The 19,233-nt window shown below is 66.5% G+C and carries 22 protein-coding genes and 1 pseudogene; 17 read left to right on the forward strand and 6 right to left on the reverse strand.

Features of this window, described 5'->3' with window-relative positions:
* Positions 1–4 precede the first annotated feature (4 nt).
* From ACZK33_RS09350 to ACZK33_RS09395, 10 genes are all read left to right on the forward strand, one after another.
* A complete protein-coding gene (locus ACZK33_RS09350; protein ID WP_005409075.1) occupies positions 5–175 on the forward strand; it encodes a DUF1674 domain-containing protein in 171 nt (56 codons plus the stop codon).
* Between the two features lie 56 nt (positions 176–231).
* Positions 232–624 carry a succinate dehydrogenase, cytochrome b556 subunit gene (sdhC, locus tag ACZK33_RS09355; RefSeq protein WP_024958620.1) on the forward strand — a complete coding sequence of 131 codons (393 nt, stop codon included), beginning with the start codon at positions 232–234 and terminating at the stop codon, positions 622–624.
* Positions 621–1,007 carry a succinate dehydrogenase, hydrophobic membrane anchor protein gene (sdhD, locus tag ACZK33_RS09360; RefSeq protein WP_005409077.1) on the forward strand — a complete coding sequence of 129 codons (387 nt, stop codon included), beginning with the start codon at positions 621–623 and terminating at the stop codon, positions 1,005–1,007. Before sdhC ends, sdhD begins: the two co-directional genes overlap by 4 nt.
* Positions 1,008–1,038: 31 nt before the next feature.
* Positions 1,039–2,829: a succinate dehydrogenase flavoprotein subunit gene (gene sdhA, locus ACZK33_RS09365; protein WP_478454405.1), complete on the forward strand. Its 1,791-nt coding sequence runs from the start codon at positions 1,039–1,041 to the stop codon at positions 2,827–2,829.
* 66 nt (positions 2,830–2,895) lie between these two features.
* Positions 2,896–3,681, forward strand: coding sequence for a succinate dehydrogenase iron-sulfur subunit (locus ACZK33_RS09370; protein ID WP_005409079.1), 786 nt, complete (start codon positions 2,896–2,898; stop codon positions 3,679–3,681).
* Positions 3,682–3,779: 98 nt separating this feature from the next.
* On the forward strand, positions 3,780–4,028 hold the full coding sequence (locus ACZK33_RS09375) for an FAD assembly factor SdhE (protein ID WP_005409080.1): 249 nt from the start codon (positions 3,780–3,782) through the stop codon (positions 4,026–4,028).
* Positions 3,979–4,428 carry a hypothetical protein gene (locus ACZK33_RS09380; protein ID WP_423175359.1) on the forward strand — a complete coding sequence of 150 codons (450 nt, stop codon included), beginning with the start codon at positions 3,979–3,981 and terminating at the stop codon, positions 4,426–4,428. Before ACZK33_RS09375 ends, ACZK33_RS09380 begins: the two co-directional genes overlap by 50 nt.
* Positions 4,429–4,451: 23 nt before the next feature.
* Positions 4,452–5,693, forward strand: a complete 1,242-nt coding sequence (locus ACZK33_RS09385) for a lipoprotein-releasing ABC transporter permease subunit (protein ID WP_423175360.1) — start codon at positions 4,452–4,454, stop codon at positions 5,691–5,693.
* Positions 5,686–6,399, forward strand: coding sequence for a lipoprotein-releasing ABC transporter ATP-binding protein LolD (gene lolD, locus ACZK33_RS09390; protein ID WP_005409083.1), 714 nt, complete (start codon positions 5,686–5,688; stop codon positions 6,397–6,399). Before ACZK33_RS09385 ends, lolD begins: the two co-directional genes overlap by 8 nt.
* 204 nt (positions 6,400–6,603) lie before the next feature.
* Complete coding sequence (locus ACZK33_RS09395) at positions 6,604–7,053, forward strand: DUF6491 family protein (RefSeq protein WP_049460626.1); 450 nt, start codon at positions 6,604–6,606, stop codon at positions 7,051–7,053.
* Between the two features lie 74 nt (positions 7,054–7,127).
* Here the strand turns inward: ACZK33_RS09395 and ACZK33_RS09400 are convergent, their stop codons facing one another.
* From ACZK33_RS09400 to ftsY, 3 genes and pseudogenes are all read right to left on the reverse strand, one after another.
* Positions 7,128–7,397 (reverse strand): oxidative damage protection protein, encoded by a 270-nt coding sequence (locus ACZK33_RS09400; RefSeq protein ID WP_004153160.1) that lies wholly within the window; start codon positions 7,395–7,397, stop codon positions 7,128–7,130.
* Positions 7,398–7,402: 5 nt separating this feature from the next.
* Entirely contained in the window at positions 7,403–8,527 is a 1,125-nt protein-coding gene (gene mutY / locus ACZK33_RS09405; RefSeq protein ID WP_423175361.1) for an A/G-specific adenine glycosylase, read from the reverse strand.
* Positions 8,528–8,608: 81 nt separating this feature from the next.
* Positions 8,609–9,930: pseudogene (gene ftsY / locus ACZK33_RS09410) on the reverse strand (signal recognition particle-docking protein FtsY).
* A 129-nt stretch (positions 9,931–10,059) separates the two neighbouring features.
* On the opposite strand from ftsY, the gene ACZK33_RS09415 reads away from it, so the two are divergent.
* Complete coding sequence (locus tag ACZK33_RS09415; RefSeq protein WP_423175363.1) at positions 10,060–10,359, forward strand: hypothetical protein; 300 nt, start codon at positions 10,060–10,062, stop codon at positions 10,357–10,359.
* Between the two features lie 247 nt (positions 10,360–10,606).
* Here the strand turns inward: ACZK33_RS09415 and htpG are convergent, their stop codons facing one another.
* Complete coding sequence (gene htpG, locus ACZK33_RS09420) at positions 10,607–12,496, reverse strand: molecular chaperone HtpG (protein ID WP_423175364.1); 1,890 nt, start codon at positions 12,494–12,496, stop codon at positions 10,607–10,609.
* 648 nt (positions 12,497–13,144) lie between these two features.
* Here htpG and rsmD point away from each other — a divergent pair.
* From rsmD to ACZK33_RS09450, 6 genes are all read left to right on the forward strand, one after another.
* Positions 13,145–13,723, forward strand: a complete 579-nt coding sequence (gene rsmD / locus ACZK33_RS09425; protein WP_182267606.1) for a 16S rRNA (guanine(966)-N(2))-methyltransferase RsmD — start codon at positions 13,145–13,147, stop codon at positions 13,721–13,723.
* A 26-nt stretch (positions 13,724–13,749) separates the two neighbouring features.
* Positions 13,750–14,259 (forward strand): pantetheine-phosphate adenylyltransferase, encoded by a 510-nt coding sequence (gene coaD, locus ACZK33_RS09430; RefSeq protein WP_049463242.1) that lies wholly within the window; start codon positions 13,750–13,752, stop codon positions 14,257–14,259.
* 60 nt (positions 14,260–14,319) lie between these two features.
* Positions 14,320–14,811: a hypothetical protein gene (locus ACZK33_RS09435; protein ID WP_004153167.1), complete on the forward strand. Its 492-nt coding sequence runs from the start codon at positions 14,320–14,322 to the stop codon at positions 14,809–14,811.
* 132 nt (positions 14,812–14,943) lie between these two features.
* Positions 14,944–15,225: a YfhL family 4Fe-4S dicluster ferredoxin gene (locus ACZK33_RS09440; protein ID WP_423175742.1), complete on the forward strand. Its 282-nt coding sequence runs from the start codon at positions 14,944–14,946 to the stop codon at positions 15,223–15,225.
* Positions 15,222–16,952 (forward strand): gamma-glutamyltransferase, encoded by a 1,731-nt coding sequence (gene ggt / locus ACZK33_RS09445; protein WP_423175743.1) that lies wholly within the window; start codon positions 15,222–15,224, stop codon positions 16,950–16,952. Before ACZK33_RS09440 ends, ggt begins: the two co-directional genes overlap by 4 nt.
* A gap of 120 nt (positions 16,953–17,072) precedes the next feature.
* Positions 17,073–17,960, forward strand: coding sequence for an MBL fold metallo-hydrolase (locus tag ACZK33_RS09450; protein WP_019338337.1), 888 nt, complete (start codon positions 17,073–17,075; stop codon positions 17,958–17,960).
* A gap of 82 nt (positions 17,961–18,042) precedes the next feature.
* Here ACZK33_RS09450 and ACZK33_RS09455 read toward each other — a convergent pair whose 3' ends face one another.
* The gene (locus ACZK33_RS09455) at positions 18,043–18,336 is read right to left on the reverse strand and encodes a PsiF family protein (protein WP_107432886.1); all 294 of its coding nucleotides are present in this window, start codon (positions 18,334–18,336) and stop codon (positions 18,043–18,045) included.
* 146 nt (positions 18,337–18,482) lie between these two features.
* Positions 18,483–19,115 (reverse strand): uracil phosphoribosyltransferase, encoded by a 633-nt coding sequence (gene upp / locus ACZK33_RS09460; RefSeq protein WP_005409099.1) that lies wholly within the window; start codon positions 19,113–19,115, stop codon positions 18,483–18,485.
* Positions 19,116–19,233: the final 118 nt, after the last annotated feature.

Here is a 19,233-nt window from a genome sequence, read left to right on the forward strand (position 1 = left end):
GAACATGATAGGCCAAACAACCCCCACTCCCGACGACGAATCTGAAGCCCCGCTGGTCCCCGCGGCACCCGTGCCCGTGGAACAGGAAAAAGCAGAGGAATTCGGCGGCCGCGGCGGACTTGATCCGGTGCGGTATGGCGATTGGGAGAAAAACGGACGCTGCATCGATTTCTGATCAGCATTGAGCCAACGCGGCCGTGTGCCGCCCAGCCGAGACAACGAGCCCAGCGAATGGCGACCAGACAACGCCCACTTTCCCCGCACCTTCAGGTGTATCGCTGGCAGATTCAGATGGCCACCTCGATCCTGCATCGAGCCACTGGCGTCTTTCTGTCTGTTGGTGCCCTCATCATCGCCGCCGGCCTGCTGGCCCTGATGATGGGGCCCGAGTCCTGGAACTGCTTCACCGGCCACGCCGGGGCCTGGTATGGCCGCGTGTTCCTGTTCGCGTGGACATGGTCGTTCGCCTATCACCTGTGCAATGGCATCCGCCATGTGGTGCAGGACTTCGCCATCGGCTTCAGCATCCCCGCTTTCATCCGCAGCAGCTGGCTGTCGGTCATCGGCAGCCTGGTGATCACCCTGCTGGTGTGGGCCTATGTGATGTTCGGAGGTGCTGCGTGAGCAAGTTCCGTACCCCGCTGAAGAACGTGCGCGGCCTGGGCTCGGCCAAGACCGGCACCGAGCACTTCGTGCACCAGCGCCTGACCGCCGCCGCGCTGGTGGTGCTGGGCATCTGGTTCCTGGTCTTCGTGCTGGGCCTGCTGGGCTCGGACTACGCGACCGCCGCCGCCGCCGTGGCCAAGCCGTGGAACGCGGTGCCGCTGATCGGCCTGCTGATCGCCATGTTCTGGCACGCGCAGCTCGGCATGCAGGTCGTGCTGGAAGATTACATCCACGAATCGCTGCTGGCCCTGGTGCTGCAGACCGCGGTGAAGTTCGTCGCCGTGCTCGGCATGATCGTCAGTGTGTTTGCGGTGGGCCGCATCGCCCTCGGCGTTGCCTGAGCCCAGGCACCAACACAGGAATCCAGATTAGATGTCCGCTTACAAGATCACCGAACACAAGTACGACATGGTCGTGGTCGGCGCCGGCGGCGCCGGCCTGCGCGCCACGTTCGGCCTGGCCGCCAAGGGCCTGCAGACCGTGTGCCTGACCAAGGTCTTCCCGACCCGTTCGCACACCGTTGCCGCCCAGGGCGGTATCTCGGCCGCACTCGCCAACATGGGCGAGGACGACTGGCGCTACCACTTCTTCGACACCATCAAGGGGTCGGACTGGCTGGGCGACCAGGACGCCATCGAATACATGTGCCGTGAGGCCATCCCGGCCATCATCGAGCTCGAGCACTACGGCGTGCCGTTCTCGCGCACCGCCGAAGGCAAGATCTACCAGCGTCCGTTCGGTGGCATGACCACCAAGTACGGCGAAGGCCCGGCGGCGCAGCGTACCTGCGCGGCGGCCGACCGTACCGGCCACGCGATGCTGCACACCCTGTACCAGCAGTCGCTGAAGCACGACGCGCGCTTCATGATCGAGTACTTCGCACTCGACCTGATCTTCGATGACGAAGGCGCCTGCCGCGGTGTGCTGGCCCTGGACATGTCCGACGGCACCCTGCACCTGTTCCGCGCCCAGGGCGTGGTGCTGGCCACCGGCGGCTACGGCCGTGCCTACTTCAGCGCCACCTCGGCGCACACCTGCACCGGCGACGGTGGCGGCCTGGCCATGCGTGCCGGCATCGCCATGCAGGACATGGAGTTCGTGCAGTTCCACCCGACCGGCATCTACGGCGCCGGCTGCCTGATCACCGAGGGTGTCCGCGGTGAAGGCGGCATCCTGCGCAACAGCAGCGGCGAGCGCTTCATGCAGCGTTACGCACCGCACTACAAGGATCTGGCCTCGCGCGACGTGGTCAGCCGTTCGATGACCATCGAGATCCGCGAAGGCCGCGGCGTCGGCGAGCACAAGGACCACATCCTGCTCGACCTGACCCACCTCGGCCCGGGCGTGATCGACGAGAAGCTGCCGGGCATCGCCGAGAGCGCCCGCATCTTCGCCGGCGTCGACGTGCACAAGCAGCCGATCCCGGTGATCCCGACCGTGCACTACAACATGGGTGGCATCCCGACCAACTACCACGGCGAAGTCGTGCGCAAGGTCGGCGACAACCCGGATGCGGTGGTGCCGGGCCTGTACGCCATCGGTGAAGCGGCCTGCGTGTCCGTGCACGGCGCCAACCGCCTGGGCTCGAACTCCCTGCTGGACCTGGTGGTGTTCGGTCGTGCAGTGGCCAACCGTTGCGCCGAGACCATCAAGCCGGGCGCGTCGCACAAGCCGCTGGCGGCCGATGCCTGCGACAAGGCGCTGGGCCTGCTGGACAAGCTGCGCCACGCCAACGGCGATACTCCGACCTCGGTCATCCGCGATCGCATGCAGCGCACCATGCAGGCCGACGCGGCGGTCTTCCGCACCAGCCAGACGCTGAAGGAAGGCTGCGAGAAGATGGACAAGATCTTCGACTCGTTCCAGGACGTGAAGGTCTCCGACCGTTCGCTGGTCTGGAACTCGGACCTGATCGAGACCTACGAGCTGAACAACCTGCTGCTCAACGCGGTGGCGACGATCAACTCGGCCGAACAGCGCAAGGAAAGCCGCGGCGCGCATGCGCACGAGGACTATCCGGACCGCGACGACGTCAACTGGCAGAAGCACACCCTGGTCAGCGTCGACGAGAAGGGCAAGTGCAGCTTCGACTACCGTCCGGTGCACATGTACACGTTGACCGACGACGTGTCCGTGGTGCCGCCGAAGCCGCGCGTGTACTGATCCGACCCCGCCTACCATGCAATCCGCGCCCACGGGCGCGGGCCGCCTGAGCCAACGAGAGCAGCCATGGCCGAGTTTTCACTCCCCAAGAATTCCAAGATCACGAAGGGCAAGCACTTCCCCGTCAAGAACGGCGGCAAGAACGTGCGCACCTTCAAGATCTACCGCTGGAGTCCGGACGACGACAGCAACCCGCGCACCGATACCTATGAAGTCGATCTGGACGCCTGTGGCCCGATGGTCCTGGACGCCCTGATCAAGATCAAGAACGAGATCGACCCGACCCTGACCTTCCGCCGCTCCTGTCGCGAAGGTATCTGTGGTTCGTGCGCGATGAACATCGACGGCACCAACACCCTGGCCTGCACCCGAGCCATCTCGGACTGCGGCAAGAAGGAAGTGCCGATCTACCCGTTGCCGCACATGAACGTGGTCAAGGATCTGGTTCCGGACCTGACCCACTTCTACGCGCAGTACGCCTCGATCAAGCCGTGGATCCGCACCCAGACTCCGGCACCGCCGGATCGTGAGCGCCTGCAGTCGCCGGAAGACCGCAAGAAGCTGGACGGCCTGTACGAGTGCATCCTGTGCGCCTGCTGCTCGACCAGCTGCCCGAGCTACTGGTGGAACGGCGAGCGTTACCTGGGCCCGGCGATCCTGCTGCAGGCCTACCGCTGGATCATCGACTCGCGCGATGAGGACACCGGTGCACGCCTGGACGATCTGGAAGATCCGTTCAAGCTGTACCGCTGCCACACCATCATGAACTGCGCCCGGACCTGCCCGAAGGGCCTGAACCCGGCGCTGGCGATCGCCGAGATCAAGAAGCTGATGATGGAACGCCGCGCCTGATCAGGCCTGGCTGTACCCGGTAGAGCCACGCCACGCGTGGCTGTGCCACCCCAGTAGAGCCACGCCATGCGTGGCTTTGCTGTATCTGGAGAAACATGATGGAAGAAGACGTTCTGCTGAAGAAGCTGCGCTGGCGTTGCCGCCGCGGCATGCGTGAGCTGGACCAGCTGTTCGGTCGCTACCTGGACCACGAATGGAGCACTGCGCCGACCGAAGAGCGCGAGGTTTTCCTGTTCCTGCTCGACTGCGAGGACGATAAGTTGTGGCGCTGGTTCATGGGCTATGAGGCCTGTCCACATGCGCACGCGATCCCCCTCATGCAGAAGATCCTCGCCCTCAAGCCTTGAGTGGCGCCCCTCGCGGCTGCAGGCCGCCGCCCAGTTGGCGGTGCTGCTGGCTGCGCCGTGGCTGCTGCGCGCGACGGAGTTGCCGCCGCGCCTGCTGATGCCCGCGGTGGTGCTGGCCTGGGTCATCGGGTTGGCCGAACTGGCCTGGCGACAGCGCAGGCCGCGCGTGCAGGTGCTTCTGCCAGCACCGCCCGAGCCGCTGCAGGTGGCCGGGCAGGACGCCGATACATCCCAGCTGGTCGTGCGTGGTCCATGGCTGTTGTTGCTCTGGCGTGAGGATCGGCGCCGCCGGCGCCTGCTGTTCTGGCCGGATGTGCTCGATTCCGGGCAGCGACGTGAACTGCGACTGGCCGTGGCCGCACGTGGCGTTTCCCGTAGGCCCCGGTCGATGGCACCATAAGCTGAATTGACCGGCGTGCCTGCATGTTCAAACCCATTCCCGTGGCCATTGGCCTGCGCTACCTGCGCGCCAAGCGCCGCAACGGCTTCATCTCCTTCATCTCGATGGCATCGATCCTGGGCATCGCGCTCGGCGTCACGGTGCTGATCACCACCTTGGCGGTGATGAGCGGTTTCCAGAAGGAAATCCGCAGCCGCCTGCTGCAGATGACCGCGCACACCACCATCAGCCGCGACGGCGAGCCGATGCCGGACTGGATGCGCGTAGTCGACGTGGCCAGCAAGGACCCGCGCGTGGCCGGTGCTGCGCCGTACATCGAGATCCAGTCGATGATCAGCGGCCCGCGCGTGCAGGGCGCGATCATCCAGGGCATCGATCCGGCGCTGGAGCCGAAGGTATCGGTGATCGACAAGAAGGTCACCAAGGGCAGCTATGGCAGCCTCACGCCGGGCAGCTTCAACCTGCTTCTGGGCAAGGAACTGGCGATCTGGCTGGGCGTTGATGTCGGCGACCAGGTGCTGGTGACCTTCGCCGAAGTGCAGGGCACGCCTGCCGGTGCGGTGCCACGGATGAAACGCTTCACTGTCAGCGGCATCTTCGAGGCCGGCTACAACGAGGTCGATCGCGGCGTTGGCTTTGCCAACATGCAGGACCTGGAGCGCGTGCTGCGCAGCGACGGCGCCACCGGCGTGCGCCTGAAACTGCACGACATGGACCGTTCGCTGGAAGTGGGCGTGGACCTCGCGCAGAACCTCGGTGGTGCGTACCGCGTGAGTGACTGGACCCAGCAGAACGCCAACCTCTACCACTCGCTGCGCATGGAGAAGGTGGTGATGGGCATCCTGCTGTCGCTGATCATCGCCATGGGCGCGTTCAACCTGGTGTCCTCGCAGGTGATGCTGGTCACTGACAAGCAGGCCGACATCGCCATCCTGCGCACGCTCGGCCTGACGCCGGGCGGGGTGATGCAGGTGTTCATGGTGCAGGGTTCGCTGATCGGCATCTTCGGCACGCTGGCCGGCCTGATCGGTGGCATCACCCTCACACTCAACCTGGAGCGCATCCTCGGTGTCATCGAGAGCGTGTTCAACGTCAAGCTGATGCCGGAGGATGTGTACTACATCACCGGCCTGCCGACCGACATGCAGACCGGCGACGTGGTGGCGATCACCGTGGTCGCGCTGCTGATGAGCTTCCTGGCCACCCTGTATCCCGCCTGGCGGGCAGCACGCACCCAGCCGGCGGAGGCCCTGCGTTATGAATAAGGTCTTCAACCGCGGCGATGAAGTGATCCGCGCCGAAGCACTGGGCAAGACCTACGCCGAAGGGCGCATGCAGACCCCGGTGTTCGATGGCCTGGACCTGACCGTGACCGCCGGCGAAACGGTGGCGATCATCGGTGCCTCCGGCGCCGGCAAGAGTACGCTGCTGCACCTGCTGGGTGGCCTGGACATTCCGACCGCCGGCGAGGTCTATGTGACCGGCCAGCGCATGTCAGCGCTGTCCGATACCGCGCGCGGCCTGCTGCGCAACCAGGCGCTGGGCTTCGTCTATCAGTTCCACCACCTGCTGCCTGAGTTCACCGCGCTGGAAAACGTGATGATGCCGGTGCTGCTGGCCGGTACTGCAGTGGCCGAGGCGAGCAGCCGGGCCACCACGCTGCTGGAAGCGGTCGGCCTTGGCCATCGCCTGGACCACAAGCCCGGCGAACTGTCCGGTGGCGAACGCCAGCGTGCCGCAGTGGCGCGTGCGCTGGTCAATCATCCGGCCTGCGTGCTCGGCGACGAGCCGACCGGCAACCTCGATGACCGCACCGCGGCGACGGTGTTCGAGCTGATGCTGGAACTGAATCGTGCGCGGCATACCAGCCTGGTGCTGGTCACCCACGACCGCAGCCTGGCACGGCGCCTGGACCGGGTGCTGGAGCTGCGCGAGGGGCGCCTGCACGCGCTGGCCCACGCCGACGTCTGAGGCGCCGGGCCCGCTTTGGTGGAAGCCGACCTTGGTCGGCTGCTCTTGCAGGGCAAGCGCCAACCACGGTTGGCGACTACCGGAATCCGGAGCCTTGGGCCTGCTTGGGGCGACCGCCGACCGGCTGCTGAATGGGGTGCTGGCTTTCGCGCCGGCGTTGTCTGCGCAGGCGCATGATGGCGACAGTACCCCGAGGAGATCGCCATGAAGACCCCGATCCTGATGGCCGGACTCTGCCTGGCGCTGGCCGCCTGCGCGACCACCGGCCGGCTCAGCTCTGCCGAGAAACTTGACCTGTACCGTGCCCATGCCGGCGCGCCGCAGAACGACATGCAGTTCTTCGGCAGCCTCAACGGCTGGACCGAACTGGGTGACAGCGCGTTGGCGGTGTGGACGCGTCCCAGCGAGGCCTATCTGCTGGAATTGAGGGGTCCCTGCCAGGACCTGCCGTATGCCACCGCCATCGGCCTGACCAGCCAGATGAACCGTGTTTCGGCGCGATTCGACAAGGTGCTGGTGCGCGACCCTGCCGGTGGCCCGCGCATGCCGTGCTTCATCGACAGCATCCGCAAGCTGGACGTGAAGGCGCTGCGCGCCTCCGAGCAGGAGCTGCGCCAAGCGCAGGTGCAGGAGCGCGAGGAAAGCACGAAATAGCGTGGTAGTGCCGGCCGCTGGCCGGCATCGCGCAGATGCCAGGTTGCCGGCCAGCGGCCGGCACTACCTGTGTGTCAGGCTTCCGGGGTGAAGCCGGCCGGCTTTTCCGCGTCCTTCTCGAACAGGAACTTGACCAGTTCGCCTTCAAGGAACGCGCGATGCTCCGGCGTGCGTGGCGACAGGCGGTTCTCGTTGATCAGCATGGTCTGGTGCGCCAGCCACGCAGCCCAGGCCTGCTTGCCGATGTTGTTGAAGATGCGCTGGCCCAGTTCGCCGGGGTAGGGCACGAAGTCCAGGCCCTCGGCATCGCGTTGTTCGTACTGGCAGAAGACGGTTCGGGACATGGCATTCACTCGTGGTTGCGGGGTTTCTTGGAATTTCGTTTCGGCGTCTTGATCGTTGCGCCGTCGAGCAGTTTGCGGATCGGTGCCGGCAGGCCCAGCGCGTGCAGTTCGTCGCTGGCGACCCAGCGCAGCGTGGGTTCTTCCACGCGCAGGCCGTGTACCTGCCGCGACAATACCTGCAGATGCAGCTTGTAGTGGCTGAAGGTGTGCTGCAGCACTGGCAGCTCTTCGGCCTCTTCCAGCGAGCCGTCGACGTGCACGTCGAACCAGTCCTGCAGCACGCTGCCGGCATCGGCCTGCGGCAGCGTCCACAGCTGCGCCCAGATGCCGGTGTCCGGCCGCTTCTGCAGCAGCACACGCTGCTGGGCGTCGCGCAGCAGCAGCGCAACGGCCTCGCGCTCGGGCAGGGTCTTGCTGGGCTTGGGCGTGGGTAGTTCAGCGGTGCGGCCTTCGCGCCGTGCCACGCAGTCATCCTGCAACGGGCAGATCACGCAGGCCGGTTTGGCACGGCTGCACACCGTCGCGCCCAGGTCCATCTGCGCCTGCGTGTAGTCGGCCATGCGCCCGGCCGGCACCTGCGCCACATGCGCCTCGGCGATCGCCCACAGCTGCTTCTCGATGGCCGGCAGCCCGGGGAAGCCATCGATGCCGTGGTAACGGCTGAGCACCCGCTTGACGTTGCCATCGAGGATCGCGAACGGGTCGTTCCAGGCCTGGCTGAGGATCGCACCGGCGGTGCTGCGGCCGATGCCGGGCAGGGCATGCAATGCGTCGAAATCACGCGGCAGGTCGCCGTCGTGCAGTTCCACGCAGCGCTTCGCAGCGGCATGCAGGTTGCGTGCGCGGGCGTAGTAGCCGAGCCCGGCCCACTGCGCCATCACCGCGTCGTTGCTGGCGGCGGCAAGGTCGGGCAGGGTCGGGAAGTGCTGCAGGAACCGCTGGAAATACGGGATGACCGTGGCCACCTGGGTTTGCTGCAGCATGATTTCCGACAGCCAGACCCGGTAGGGACTGCGCGGGTGCTGCCAGGGCAGGTCGTGGCGGCCGTGGTCGTCGAACCAATGCAGCAGGTGGGCGACGAAGCCATCGGTCTGCGTGGTTCCGGCGCTGGCGTGCGGCTGGCGGGGCATCGGTGTTCCAGAGAGGAGCCGCCCGTGGGGTGGCTCTACTGGATTGCAGTAGAGCCACGCCATGCGTGGCTGCACGGTGTATCAGGCGCCCAGCGCTTCGGGCAGCAGGGCGTCGACGAAAGCTTCCGGGTCGAACACGCGCAGGTCTTCCGGGCGCTCGCCGATGCCGGCGAAGCGGATCGGAATGCCGAACTCGCGGGCCAGCGCGAACACCACGCCGCCCTTGGCAGTGCCGTCCAGCTTGGTCACCACCAGGCCGGTCACGTTCACGGCGGCATTGAACTGGCGCAGCTGCGACAGCGCGTTCTGGCCGGTGGTGCCGTCGATCACCATCAGCACTTCGTGGGGTGCGGTGGGGTCGATCTTGCCGAGCACGCGGCGGATCTTGCCCAGCTCGTTCATCAGGCCGGACTGGGTGTGCAGGCGGCCGGCGGTGTCGGCGATCAGCACCGAGGTGCCACGGGCCTTGCCGGCCTGGAGCGCGTCGAATGCCACCGAAGCGGCATCGGCGTTCTGCCCCTGCGCGACCACGGCCACGCCGTTGCGCTCGCCCCAGGCCTGCAGCTGTGCCACGGCGGCGGCGCGGAAGGTGTCACCGGCGGCCAGCATCAGGCTGTGGCCATCGTCCTTGAAGCGCTTGGCCAGCTTGCCGATGGTGGTGGTCTTGCCGACGCCGTTGACGCCAACGGTGAGCACCACGAAGGGCTTGGCGTTGCGGTCGATCACCAGCGGCTTGGCCACCGGCTGCAGGATCGCGATCAGCTCCGCGCGCAGCGCGGCCAGCAGCGCATTGGCGTCGGCGAATTCGCGCGACTTCATGCGCTTGCGCAGGCCCTCGACCAGGTCGGTGGTGGCGCCCACGCCGACGTCGGCGGTGATCAGTGCGGTTTCCAGCTCGTCCAGCAGGTCGTCGTCAAGCTTGGGGTTGCGCGAGAACAGGCCACCAAAGCTGCGCGCGATGACGCTGTTGCGCAGGCGTTCGCGCCAGCCGGGCTTGCCAGCCGGCGCCGGAACGGCGTCGATCGAGGCGGCCGCAGGCAGGTCGTCGGTGACCGGTGCCGGTGCCGGGGTGGGCTCAGGCAGTGGTGCGGGTGTCGGTTCGATGGCCGGGGTCGCGATGGGGGCGACGTCGATCTGAGCCGTCGGCGCAGGAGCTGCCGGAACCGGTGCGGCTGGGGCTGGAATAACCGGGGTGGGCTCGACAGCGACCGGAACGGCGGTTGCTGGGGGGGCTCGACCGGTGCAGGCTCGGCCGGTACTGCTACCGGCGCCGGCTCCTTGTCCTCGACCGGCGCGGCCGACGGGAATGCCGCCGCCAGCTCTTCAGCCGAGTAGTGCTGGGTCTTGGGCGCCTCCGTTGCGGGGGCATCCTGGGGCTTCTTGCGGCGGAAAAAACTGAGCATTGGCAAAAGGCGCTGAAATCAGAGGGATATGCTACCACTCGGGCCTGTCGGGCCGATGTGGACTCAAGGTTGCGGCCCACCGGCCGTTAACCGGTCCGGAGGGCTGCGTCGTGCGGCCCGGAGACCGCCATGGGCAACGTGATGGGAATCGCCCTCAGCGGGATGCGTGCGGCCCAGCAGGGCGTGCAGGTGGCCGCGCACAACGTGGCCAACCTGGCGACCCCGGATGCCCAGCGCCTGCAGTCGCAGCGCAATACCACCGAGCAGGGTGGGGTGCAGGCTTTGGTGACGCCCACCGGCGCCGATGCCGGCGCGCCGCTGGGTGATCTTCTGGCCGCGAAAGCCGAGGTAGTGGCCTTTGCTGCCAATGCTGCGGTGATCCGCCGCCAGGACCAGATGCTGGGTTCGCTGCTGGATCGGGACGCCTGAGCAACACCGTTTTGGCAGGTGCCAACCGCCGCCCCTGGTGGGTGCCAACCTTGGTCGGCACGCTTCGACCCAGCCTGGTAGGTGCCAACCTTGGTTGGCACGCTCGACCCGCCCTGGTAGGTGCCAACCTTGGTTGGCACGCTTTTGGGGCGCCAACCAAGGTTGGCACCTACCAGAGCAGGAATGCCAACCAAGGTTGGCACCTACCAGAGCTTCGCCGGGCTATGCCCGGCGACCACCCTGTCGATCAGGCCGACAGCTCCAGCAGCAGCTTGTTCAGGCGCGCCACATAGGCACCCGGATCCTTCAGGCTGTCACCGGCGGCCAACGCAGCCTGGTCGAACAGCACCCGGCCGAGGTCGTCGAAACGCGCGCCATCGGCTTCGGCGTCGAGCTTGGCGATCAGCGGGTGGCCCGGGTTGATCTCCAGCACCGGCCTGCTGTCCGGTACCTTCTGGCCGCTGGCCTCCAGGATCTGGCGCATCTGCAGGCCCAGGTCCTGTTCGCCGATGGCCAGTACCGCCGGCGAATCGGTCAGGCGGTGCGAGACGCGCACTTCGGCCACGTCATCACCCAGCACCATCTTCAGGCGCTCGACCAGGCCCTGCTTGTCCTTGGCCGCCGCTTCCTGTTCCTGCTTGTCGGCTTCGCTTTCCAGCGCGCCCAGGTTGAGGTCACCACGGGCGATGTCGACGAAGCCCTTGCCGTCGAAATCGGTCAGGTAGCCCATCAGCCACTCGTCGATGCGGTCGGTCAGCAGCAGCACTTCCACGCCCTTCTTGCGGAACACTTCCAGGTGCGGGCTGTTGCGTACCTGGCTGTAGCTCTCGCCGGTCAGGTAATAGATCTTGTCCTGGCCTTCGGTCATGCGGTCGAGGTAATCGGCCAGCGACACGCTCTGCGCATCGCCGTCGCCACGGGTGGAAGCGAAGCGGAGCAGGCCGGCCACCTTCTCGCGGTTGTTGTAGTCCTCGGCCGGGCCTTCCTTCAGCACCTGGCCGAATTCCTTCCAGAACGTGGCGTACTGCTCCGGCTTGTCGGCGGCCAGCTTTTCCAGCATGTCCAGCGAGCGCTTGGTCAGCGCGGCCTTCATCGAATCGATGACCGGACCGGACTGCAGGATCTCGCGCGAGACGTTCAGCGACAGGTCGTTGGAGTCGACCACACCCTTGATGAAGCGCAGGTACAGCGGCAGGAACTGCTCGGCCTGGTCCATCACGAACACGCGCTGCACGTACAGCTTCAGGCCCTTGGGTGCATCGCGGTGATACAGGTCGAACGGTGCGCGGCCGGGCACATACAGCAGCGAGGTGTACTCCAGCTTGCCCTCGACCTTGTTGTGGCTCCATGCCAGCGGATCGCTGTGGTCGTGTGCCACGTGCTTGTAGAACTCGGTGTACTCGGCGTCGCTGATCTCAGTGCGCGGGCGGGTCCACAGCGCGCTGGCGCGGTTGACGGTCTCCCACTCGCCGGCAGCGCCGTCTTCGCCCTCCTTGGGCATCTGGATCGGCAGGCCGATGTGGTCCGAATACTTCTTGAGAATGCTGCGCAGGCGCCAGCCATCGGCGAAGTCGTGCTCGCCTTCCTTCAGGTGCAGCACGATGCGGGTGCCGCGCTCGGCCTTGTCGACCGTGGCGACTTCGAAATCGCCTTCGCCGCGCGAGGTCCAGCGCACGCCTTCCCCTGCAGCCAGGCCAGCGCGGCGCGAGGTCACTTCCACTTCGTCGGCGACGATGAAGGCACTGTAGAAGCCGACGCCGAACTGGCCGATCAGCTGCGAATCCTTCTTCTGGTCGCCGGACAGCTGGCGCAGGAAATCGCCGGTGCCGGACTTTGCAATCGTGCCGAGGTGGGCGATGGCTTCGGCGCGGCTCATGCCGATACCGTTGTCTTCGATGGTGATGGTGTGGGCGGTGGGGTCGAAGCTGACGCGCACGCGCAGTTCGCTGTCGCCTTCCAGCAGGGCCGGCTGGGTCAGGGCCTCGAAGCGCAGCTTGTCGGCGGCGTCGGCGGCGTTGGAGACCAGCTCGCGGAGGAAGATCTCCTTGTTGGAGTACAGCGAGTGGATCATCAGTTGCAGCAGCTGCTTGACTTCGGTCTGGAAGCCAAGGGTTTCGGTCTGGGTGGTCTCGGTCATCGATAAGGCTCCGTGTGCAATGCCGCGCCAGCGCGTGCGGCCTCGCCAAGGGGTATGGCTGATTGTCCCGAAATCAAGGGGTTGGTCGGCCGGGCTGCGCCCGGCACCCGCTCAGTGCAACTGCAACTGCCAAAGCCAGGGCCAGAGCGGCATCCCGTGGGATGGCGGGGCACTGTGGGTTCGCGGGGGCGGCGCAAGTACGTCCATGTAGCCTTGGTCGCCGCATCCATGCGGCTCACACCCCGCGAACCCACAGTGCCCCGCCTCTGACAGGTTCACGCGGCTGTTGGTAGGTGTCGACCTTGGTCGACACATCTGTCAGATATCGATACATCAAATGGAGTCAGATCCGTTTTCCGCAGGAAAACGGATCTGACTCCAAGAAGAGTTCCGACAGATCGCAGCAAACTGTCGAAGGCGGGGTGGGTCCGGTTGAGGGGGCGTGAGCCGCATGGATGCGGCGACCGAGCTTACATGGACGTACTTGCAGCGTCCCCCTCGACCGGACCCACCCCGCCATCCCAGGGAATGCCCGCTGTTGCTGTTGCTTCGGCCGTTGCTGTGGCTTCTGCGGGTGCCGGGCAAAGCCCGGACGACTACAATCCCGCTCATGCTGAAATTCTCGAATACCTCCCGCCGGGGGCGCCGATGAGCGGCCGTGGCGGCAATGACGGCCAGGTCCGTATCATCGGCGGACGCTGGCGCAATACCCGCCTGCCGGTGCCGACCCTACCGGGGCTTCGCCCCAGCAGCGACCGCGTGCGCGAAACCCTGTTCAACTGGCTGATGCCCAAGCTGGGTGGGGCCCGCGTGCTGGACCTGTTCGCGGGCAGTGGCGCGCTGGGGCTGGAGGCGGTCTCGCGTGGTGCCGCCCACGCCACCCTGGTCGAGCGCGATGCGCAGCTGGGGCGCAATCTGACCGCAGCGGTGACCAAGCTGCAGGCCAGCGACCGGATCAGCGTCGTGCAGGCCGATGCCCTGCGCTGGCTGCAGGGCGCGCCCGCGCAACAGGCCGATCTGGTCTTCATCGACCCACCGTTCGCCGATGGCCTGTGGCAGGACGTGCTGGCCCAGCTGCCGCGGCACCTGGCCGCCGATGCCTGGCTGTACCTGGAATCGCCGGCCGGCCACGTGCCGGTGCTGCCACCGGACTGGCTGCTGCACCGCGAGGGTGGCACCCGCGAGGTGCGCTTTGCCCTGTACCGCCGCGCCACTGCTACACTTTGACCTCATCTGAACATCTGCATCCGCCCATGACCGTGGCCAACCGCCGCATTGCCGTCTACCCCGGCACGTTCGATCCGATCACCAACGGTCACATCGACCTGGTGAGCCGTGCCGCGCCGCTGTTCGAAAAGGTCGTGGTCGGCGTGGCGCAGAGCCCGTCCAAGGGCCCGGCGCTGCCGCTGGAGCAGCGCGTGCAGCTGGCGCGTGGCGCGCTGGCCCATCACAGCAACGTCGAGGTCATCGGCTTCGATACCCTGCTGGCGCATTTCGTACGTTCGGTCCAGGGCGGGGTGCTGCTGCGCGGCCTGCGCGCGGTGTCCGACTTCGAGTACGAGTTCCAGATGGCCAGCATGAACCGGCACCTGATCCCCGAGGTCGAGACCCTGTTCCTGACCCCGGCCGAGCAGCACAGCTTCATTTCGTCCTCGCTGGTCCGCGAGATCGCGCGCCTGGGCGGCGACGTGTCCGGCTTCGTGCCGGCCGCGGTGCTCGAAGCCCTGCGCAAGGTCCGCGAAGCGAAGGCGGCACAGTCGTAAGCCCCGCTGTACCCGCACCCCATTACGTACAACACCACGCACCATTCCGGGAGGAAACCCATGAACACCACCATGCGCGCGATGCTGATCGCTTCGTTGGCCCTGGCCTTCACCGCCTGCAAGAAGGAAGAGGCCGCTCCGGTCGACGAGGCCAAGCAGGCCCTGGTCGCTCCGTCCAAGGACGACGATGCAGGCTGGAAGAAGTACCTGCAGGAAGTGGCGATCCAGAACATGGGCAACATCACCAACAGCCCGTTCCTGTACTACCTCTCGCCGGAATCGGACCCGGACTTCCAGGCCAAGTACGAGCGCCAGACCGAGAGCGCGACCCAGGCCGTGGCCCGTGGCGTGCAGCCGGGCAACATGCTGGCCTTCGGTTCGTCGGCCTCGGGCAAGATGGCTGACATGATCCAGGCCGTGTTCAAGGACGTGTCGCCGGATTCGATGAAGGGCGTGCGCGTCGTCTTCATCGGCCAGTCGGCCGACAACGCCCGCGTACAGGCTGCGATCCAGCCGACCGGTGCCGAGTACATTTTCGTCGAAGCCAAGTAATACCGAGCCATGGCGGCCATGCTCCGGCATGGCCCGGGCGGCGTCCTGCAAGGGCGCCGCTGATGACCTGACCGGCCCGCGCGCCCGCGCTGGCCGGTCCTTTGTCCCAGGGCGCGGGCGAGGAGTATCGCCGTGTCGCTGAAAATCAACGAGCTCTGCGTCAACTGCGACGTATGCGAGCCGGCCTGCCCGAACCGGGCCATTGCGATGGGTGAAACCATCTACGTGATCGACCCTGCGCGCTGCACCGAATGCGTGGGTCATTTCGACGAGCCACAGTGCGTGGTCGTCTGCCCGGTCGAGTGCATCGACCCGGACCCGGAGATCGTGGAAACGGAAGACCAGCTGCTGGCCAAGCTGCGCCAGCTGCAGCACGATCACCCCGAACTCTACGCGGAGCCCCCATCCGAATGAAGACGCTGATCGTCCGCCCCCTGTTGCTGCTCGGCCTGCTGCTGAGCCCGATTGCCTGGGCCGACAGCCCGGCCCGTGCCGAGCGCCCCGATGGCGCGGCCATTGCCAGCGGCCATGCGCTGGCCACCCAGGCGGGCATCGACATCCTGGCGCAGGGCGGCAACGCCTTCGATGCCGCGGTGGCGGTATCGTCCACGCTGGCGGTGGTCGAGCCGATCAGTTCCGGCCTGGGCGGTGGTGGCTTCTTTCTGCTGCACGATGCGGCCACCGGCAAGGACGTGATGCTGGACGCGCGCGAGACCGCGCCGGCTGCAGCAACCCCGCAGGCGTTCCTCGACAAGCAGGGCAACCTCGACCGTGACCGCTCGGTCAATGGCGCCTGGTCGGCCGGTATCCCGGGCCTGCCTGCAGCGCTGGTCGAGCTGTCGGCCAAGCACGGCAAGCTGCCATTGGCGGCCTCGCTGCAGCCGGCCATCCGCATCGCGCGCGAAGGCTTCCCGGTGTATGACCGCATGGCCAAGGGCTATGCCTCGCGCCGTGAGGTGATGGAGCGCTATCCCGGAACGCGCGAGGTCTACCTGCGCAACGGCAAGCCGATCGCCAGCGGTGACCTGTTCAAGCAGCCGGAGCTGGCACAGACGCTGGAGCGCCTGGCCGCAGGTGGCTTCGATGGCTTCTACAAGGGCCAGACCGGAACGCTGTTGCTGGCCGGCGTGAAGCAGGCCGGCGGCAAGTGGACCGCCGAAGAGCTGGCCGGTTACCGCGTGAAGCAGCGCGAGCCGATCGTGTTCAACTACAACGGCTGGAAGATCACCACCGCACCGCCGCCGTCGTCCGGTGGCATCGCGCTGGCCAGCATGCTGCAGATCCTGGAAGGCTGGGACATCAGGAAGATGGACCCGGCGCACCGCACCCACCTGGTGGTGGAATCGATGCGCCGCGCCTACCGTGACCGCACCTTCTTCCTCGGCGATCCGGACTTCGTGCAGATCCCGCAGAAGGTGCTGACCAGCAAGGACTACGCACAGGGCCTGCGGGCGACCATCCATCCGGAGAAGGCCACGCCCAGCGACCTGCTGTCGGGCAATCCGACGCCGCTGGAAGACGACGAGACCACGCACTTCTCGATCATCGACCGCGACGGCAACCGCGTCGGCGCCACCCAGACCGTCAACCTGCTGTACGGCTCGGGGCTGATTCCCAAGGGCACCGGCGTGCTGCTGAACAACGAGATGGACGACTTCGCGCTGAAGCCGGGCACGCCCAATGCGTTCGGCGTGATGGGCTATGAAGCCAATGCGCCGAAGCCGGGCAAGCGCATGCTCAGCTCGATGACGCCGACCTTCATGGAGAACGCCGACAAGGTGGTGGTGCTGGGCACCCCGGGTGGCAGCCGCATCATCACCATGGTGCTGCTGGGCATCCTCGGCTACGACGACGGCCTGGATGCGCAGCAGGTTGCCGCACTGCCGCGCTACCACCACCAGTGGCTGCCGGACCTGATCGAAGCCGAGGACGATGCGTTCGACGCGGCGACGGTGAAGCAGCTGCAGGCGATGGGGCACAAGATCGACCTGCCGGGCAATGTCGCCGCGGGTGGCCGCGGTTCCAGCCACGTGTGGGGCAACCTGCAGACCGTGGAATGGGACCGCAGGGCCAACAAGCTGTTCGGCGGCAGCGACCCGCGCAACCCGGTCGGCAGTGCCCAGGTGGTGCCGGCACACTGATCCGGTGGTGCCGGCTGCTGGCCGGCAATCCGGCTGATTATCGAAACCCCGCCTTTGCCGGCGGGGTTTTCTGTTTCCCTTCTAGCGATTATTTAACGAGCCGGCGTCGATAATCGACACATGAAACTCTGGTCTATTCGTGGAAACTCGCAGCGCCTCGATGGCGGCGCGATGTTCGGCAACGCGCCGCGCGCGTTGTGGGAAAAATGGGCGGCACCGGACGAGCTCAATCGCATCGAGCTGGCCTGCCGTGCGCTGCTTGCCAGCCCGCTGGAAGGCAAGACGGTGCTGTTTGAAACCGGTATCGGGGCGTTCTTCGATCCGCGCATGCGCGAACGCTACGGTGTGCAGGAAAGCCAGCACGTGCTGATCGATTCGCTGCGCGAAGCCGGCTTCGAGCACGAGGATATCGACGTGGTGGTGCTCAGCCACCTGCATTTCGATCATGCCGGTGGCCTGCTGGCGGCATGGAGCGAAGGACGTGAGCCCGAGCTGCTGTTCCCCAACGCAACCTATGTGGTCGGCGCACAGCATTGGCAGCGCGCCGTGCAGCCACACCCGCGCGATCGCGCCAGCTTCATTCCGGAACTGCCGGGCCTGCTGCAGGCCAGTGGCCGGCTGGAAGTGGTGGACGGGGAGTACTCGAAGGCGCTCGGCCGCAGCGTACGCTTCAGCTACAGCGACGGGCATACACCGGGGCTGATGCTGGCCGAGATCGTCGGTCACGCGCATGCAGGCGAAAGTGCGCATGGTGGCGTGGTGTTCTGTGCCGACCTGATCCCGGGCCGCTCATGGGTACACGTGCCGATCACCATGGGCTATGACCGCAATGCCGAGCTGCTGATCGACGAGAAGCGGCAGTTCCTGGAAGACAAGCTGGCGCGCAACGTGCGGCTGTTCTTCACCCACGACCCGCAGGTGGCATTGGCGCAGCTTGGCAGGGATGACAAGGGGCGTTTCGTGACCCTGCACGAGCAGGGTGAGCTGAAGGCACGCGCCCTCGGTTGATGAAAAGGCCGGGCAATGCCCGGCCTTCGTGTGCGGGTAGATCCACGCCATGCGTGGATGGCGTTCTACCCGGACGTGATTGCTACGAGGCCTTCAGGCAGCTGCTCATGAAGGTCTTGCGCGCATCACCGGCCAGCTTTTTGGCGCCCGCGTCAGCGTTGCACTTGCGCATGCGTTCCTGCTGCGTATTGACCGGCTTGGCGTCGGCGGCGTGGCCGCTGAGGCAGGAACTCTGTGCAGTCTTGTAGGCATCGCCCTTCAGCCCCTTGTTCTTGGCCGAGCAGTCGGCCATGCGCTGCTGCTGCGGAGTGGTGGCATTGGCAGCCAGGGGCAGGCCGACCAGCAGGACGGCGGCCAGCAGGAAAGAGGCTTTCATCGGGAGCTCCAAGGGTGGCGGGTGCGCGGAGCATTCGCTTCCCGGCGCCAAGAGCACGTGAAGAATCGCAGCGCGGCCGCGGCGGCCTGCGCTGTCGGGGGCAGATCCCTTTCGTGGCGAAAGGGCTCTGACCCCGGATCGTCCGATCAGCCGACGCGGGTACCGAAGATGCGGTCACCGGCATCGCCCAGGCCCGGCAGGATGTAGCCCTTGTCGTTGAGCTGGGCATCGATGGCCGCGGTGTAGATCTCCACGTCCGGGTGCACGGCCTTGACCGCCTCGATGCCTTCCGGCGCGGCCACCAGGAAGATGCCCTTGATGCGGCGGGCGCCGGCACGCTTGAGCATGTCGATGGTGGCGATCAGGGTACCGCCGGTGGCCAGCATCGGGTCCAGGATCAGCGCGTCGCGCTCTTCCAGGCGCCCGGTCAGGCGCTCGAAGTAGGGCACCGGCTGCAGGGTTTCCTCATCGCGCTGCAGGCCGACCACGCTGACGCGTGCTGCCGGGATCAGCGACAGCACGCCGCTGAGCATGCCCAGGCCGGCGCGCAGGATCGGCACCACGGTGATCTTGGCGCCCGCAATGCGCTGCACGGTGACCGGGCCGGCCCAGCCGGGCAGGGTGTGCGGCTCGGTGTCCAGGTCGGCGGTGGCCTCGTAGGCCAGCAGCGTACCCAGCTCGTTGGCCAGTTCGCGGAAATCCTTGGTGCTGAGCGCAGCGTTGCGCATCAGGCCGATCTTGTGCTGCACCAGCGGGTGGCGCACTTCGACGATCTTCATGGTCGGGAAGGGGAAAAGGAGAGAGGGCGCCATTTTGCCGGATCGGCGGGCCGAACCCAAACCTGGCCCGGAGCGGCGTTACTCGAAATGTGCAGGCGCATGTCACGGCCATGCAACC

This window comes from Stenotrophomonas sp. 86156_Sma (genome assembly GCF_056481625.1).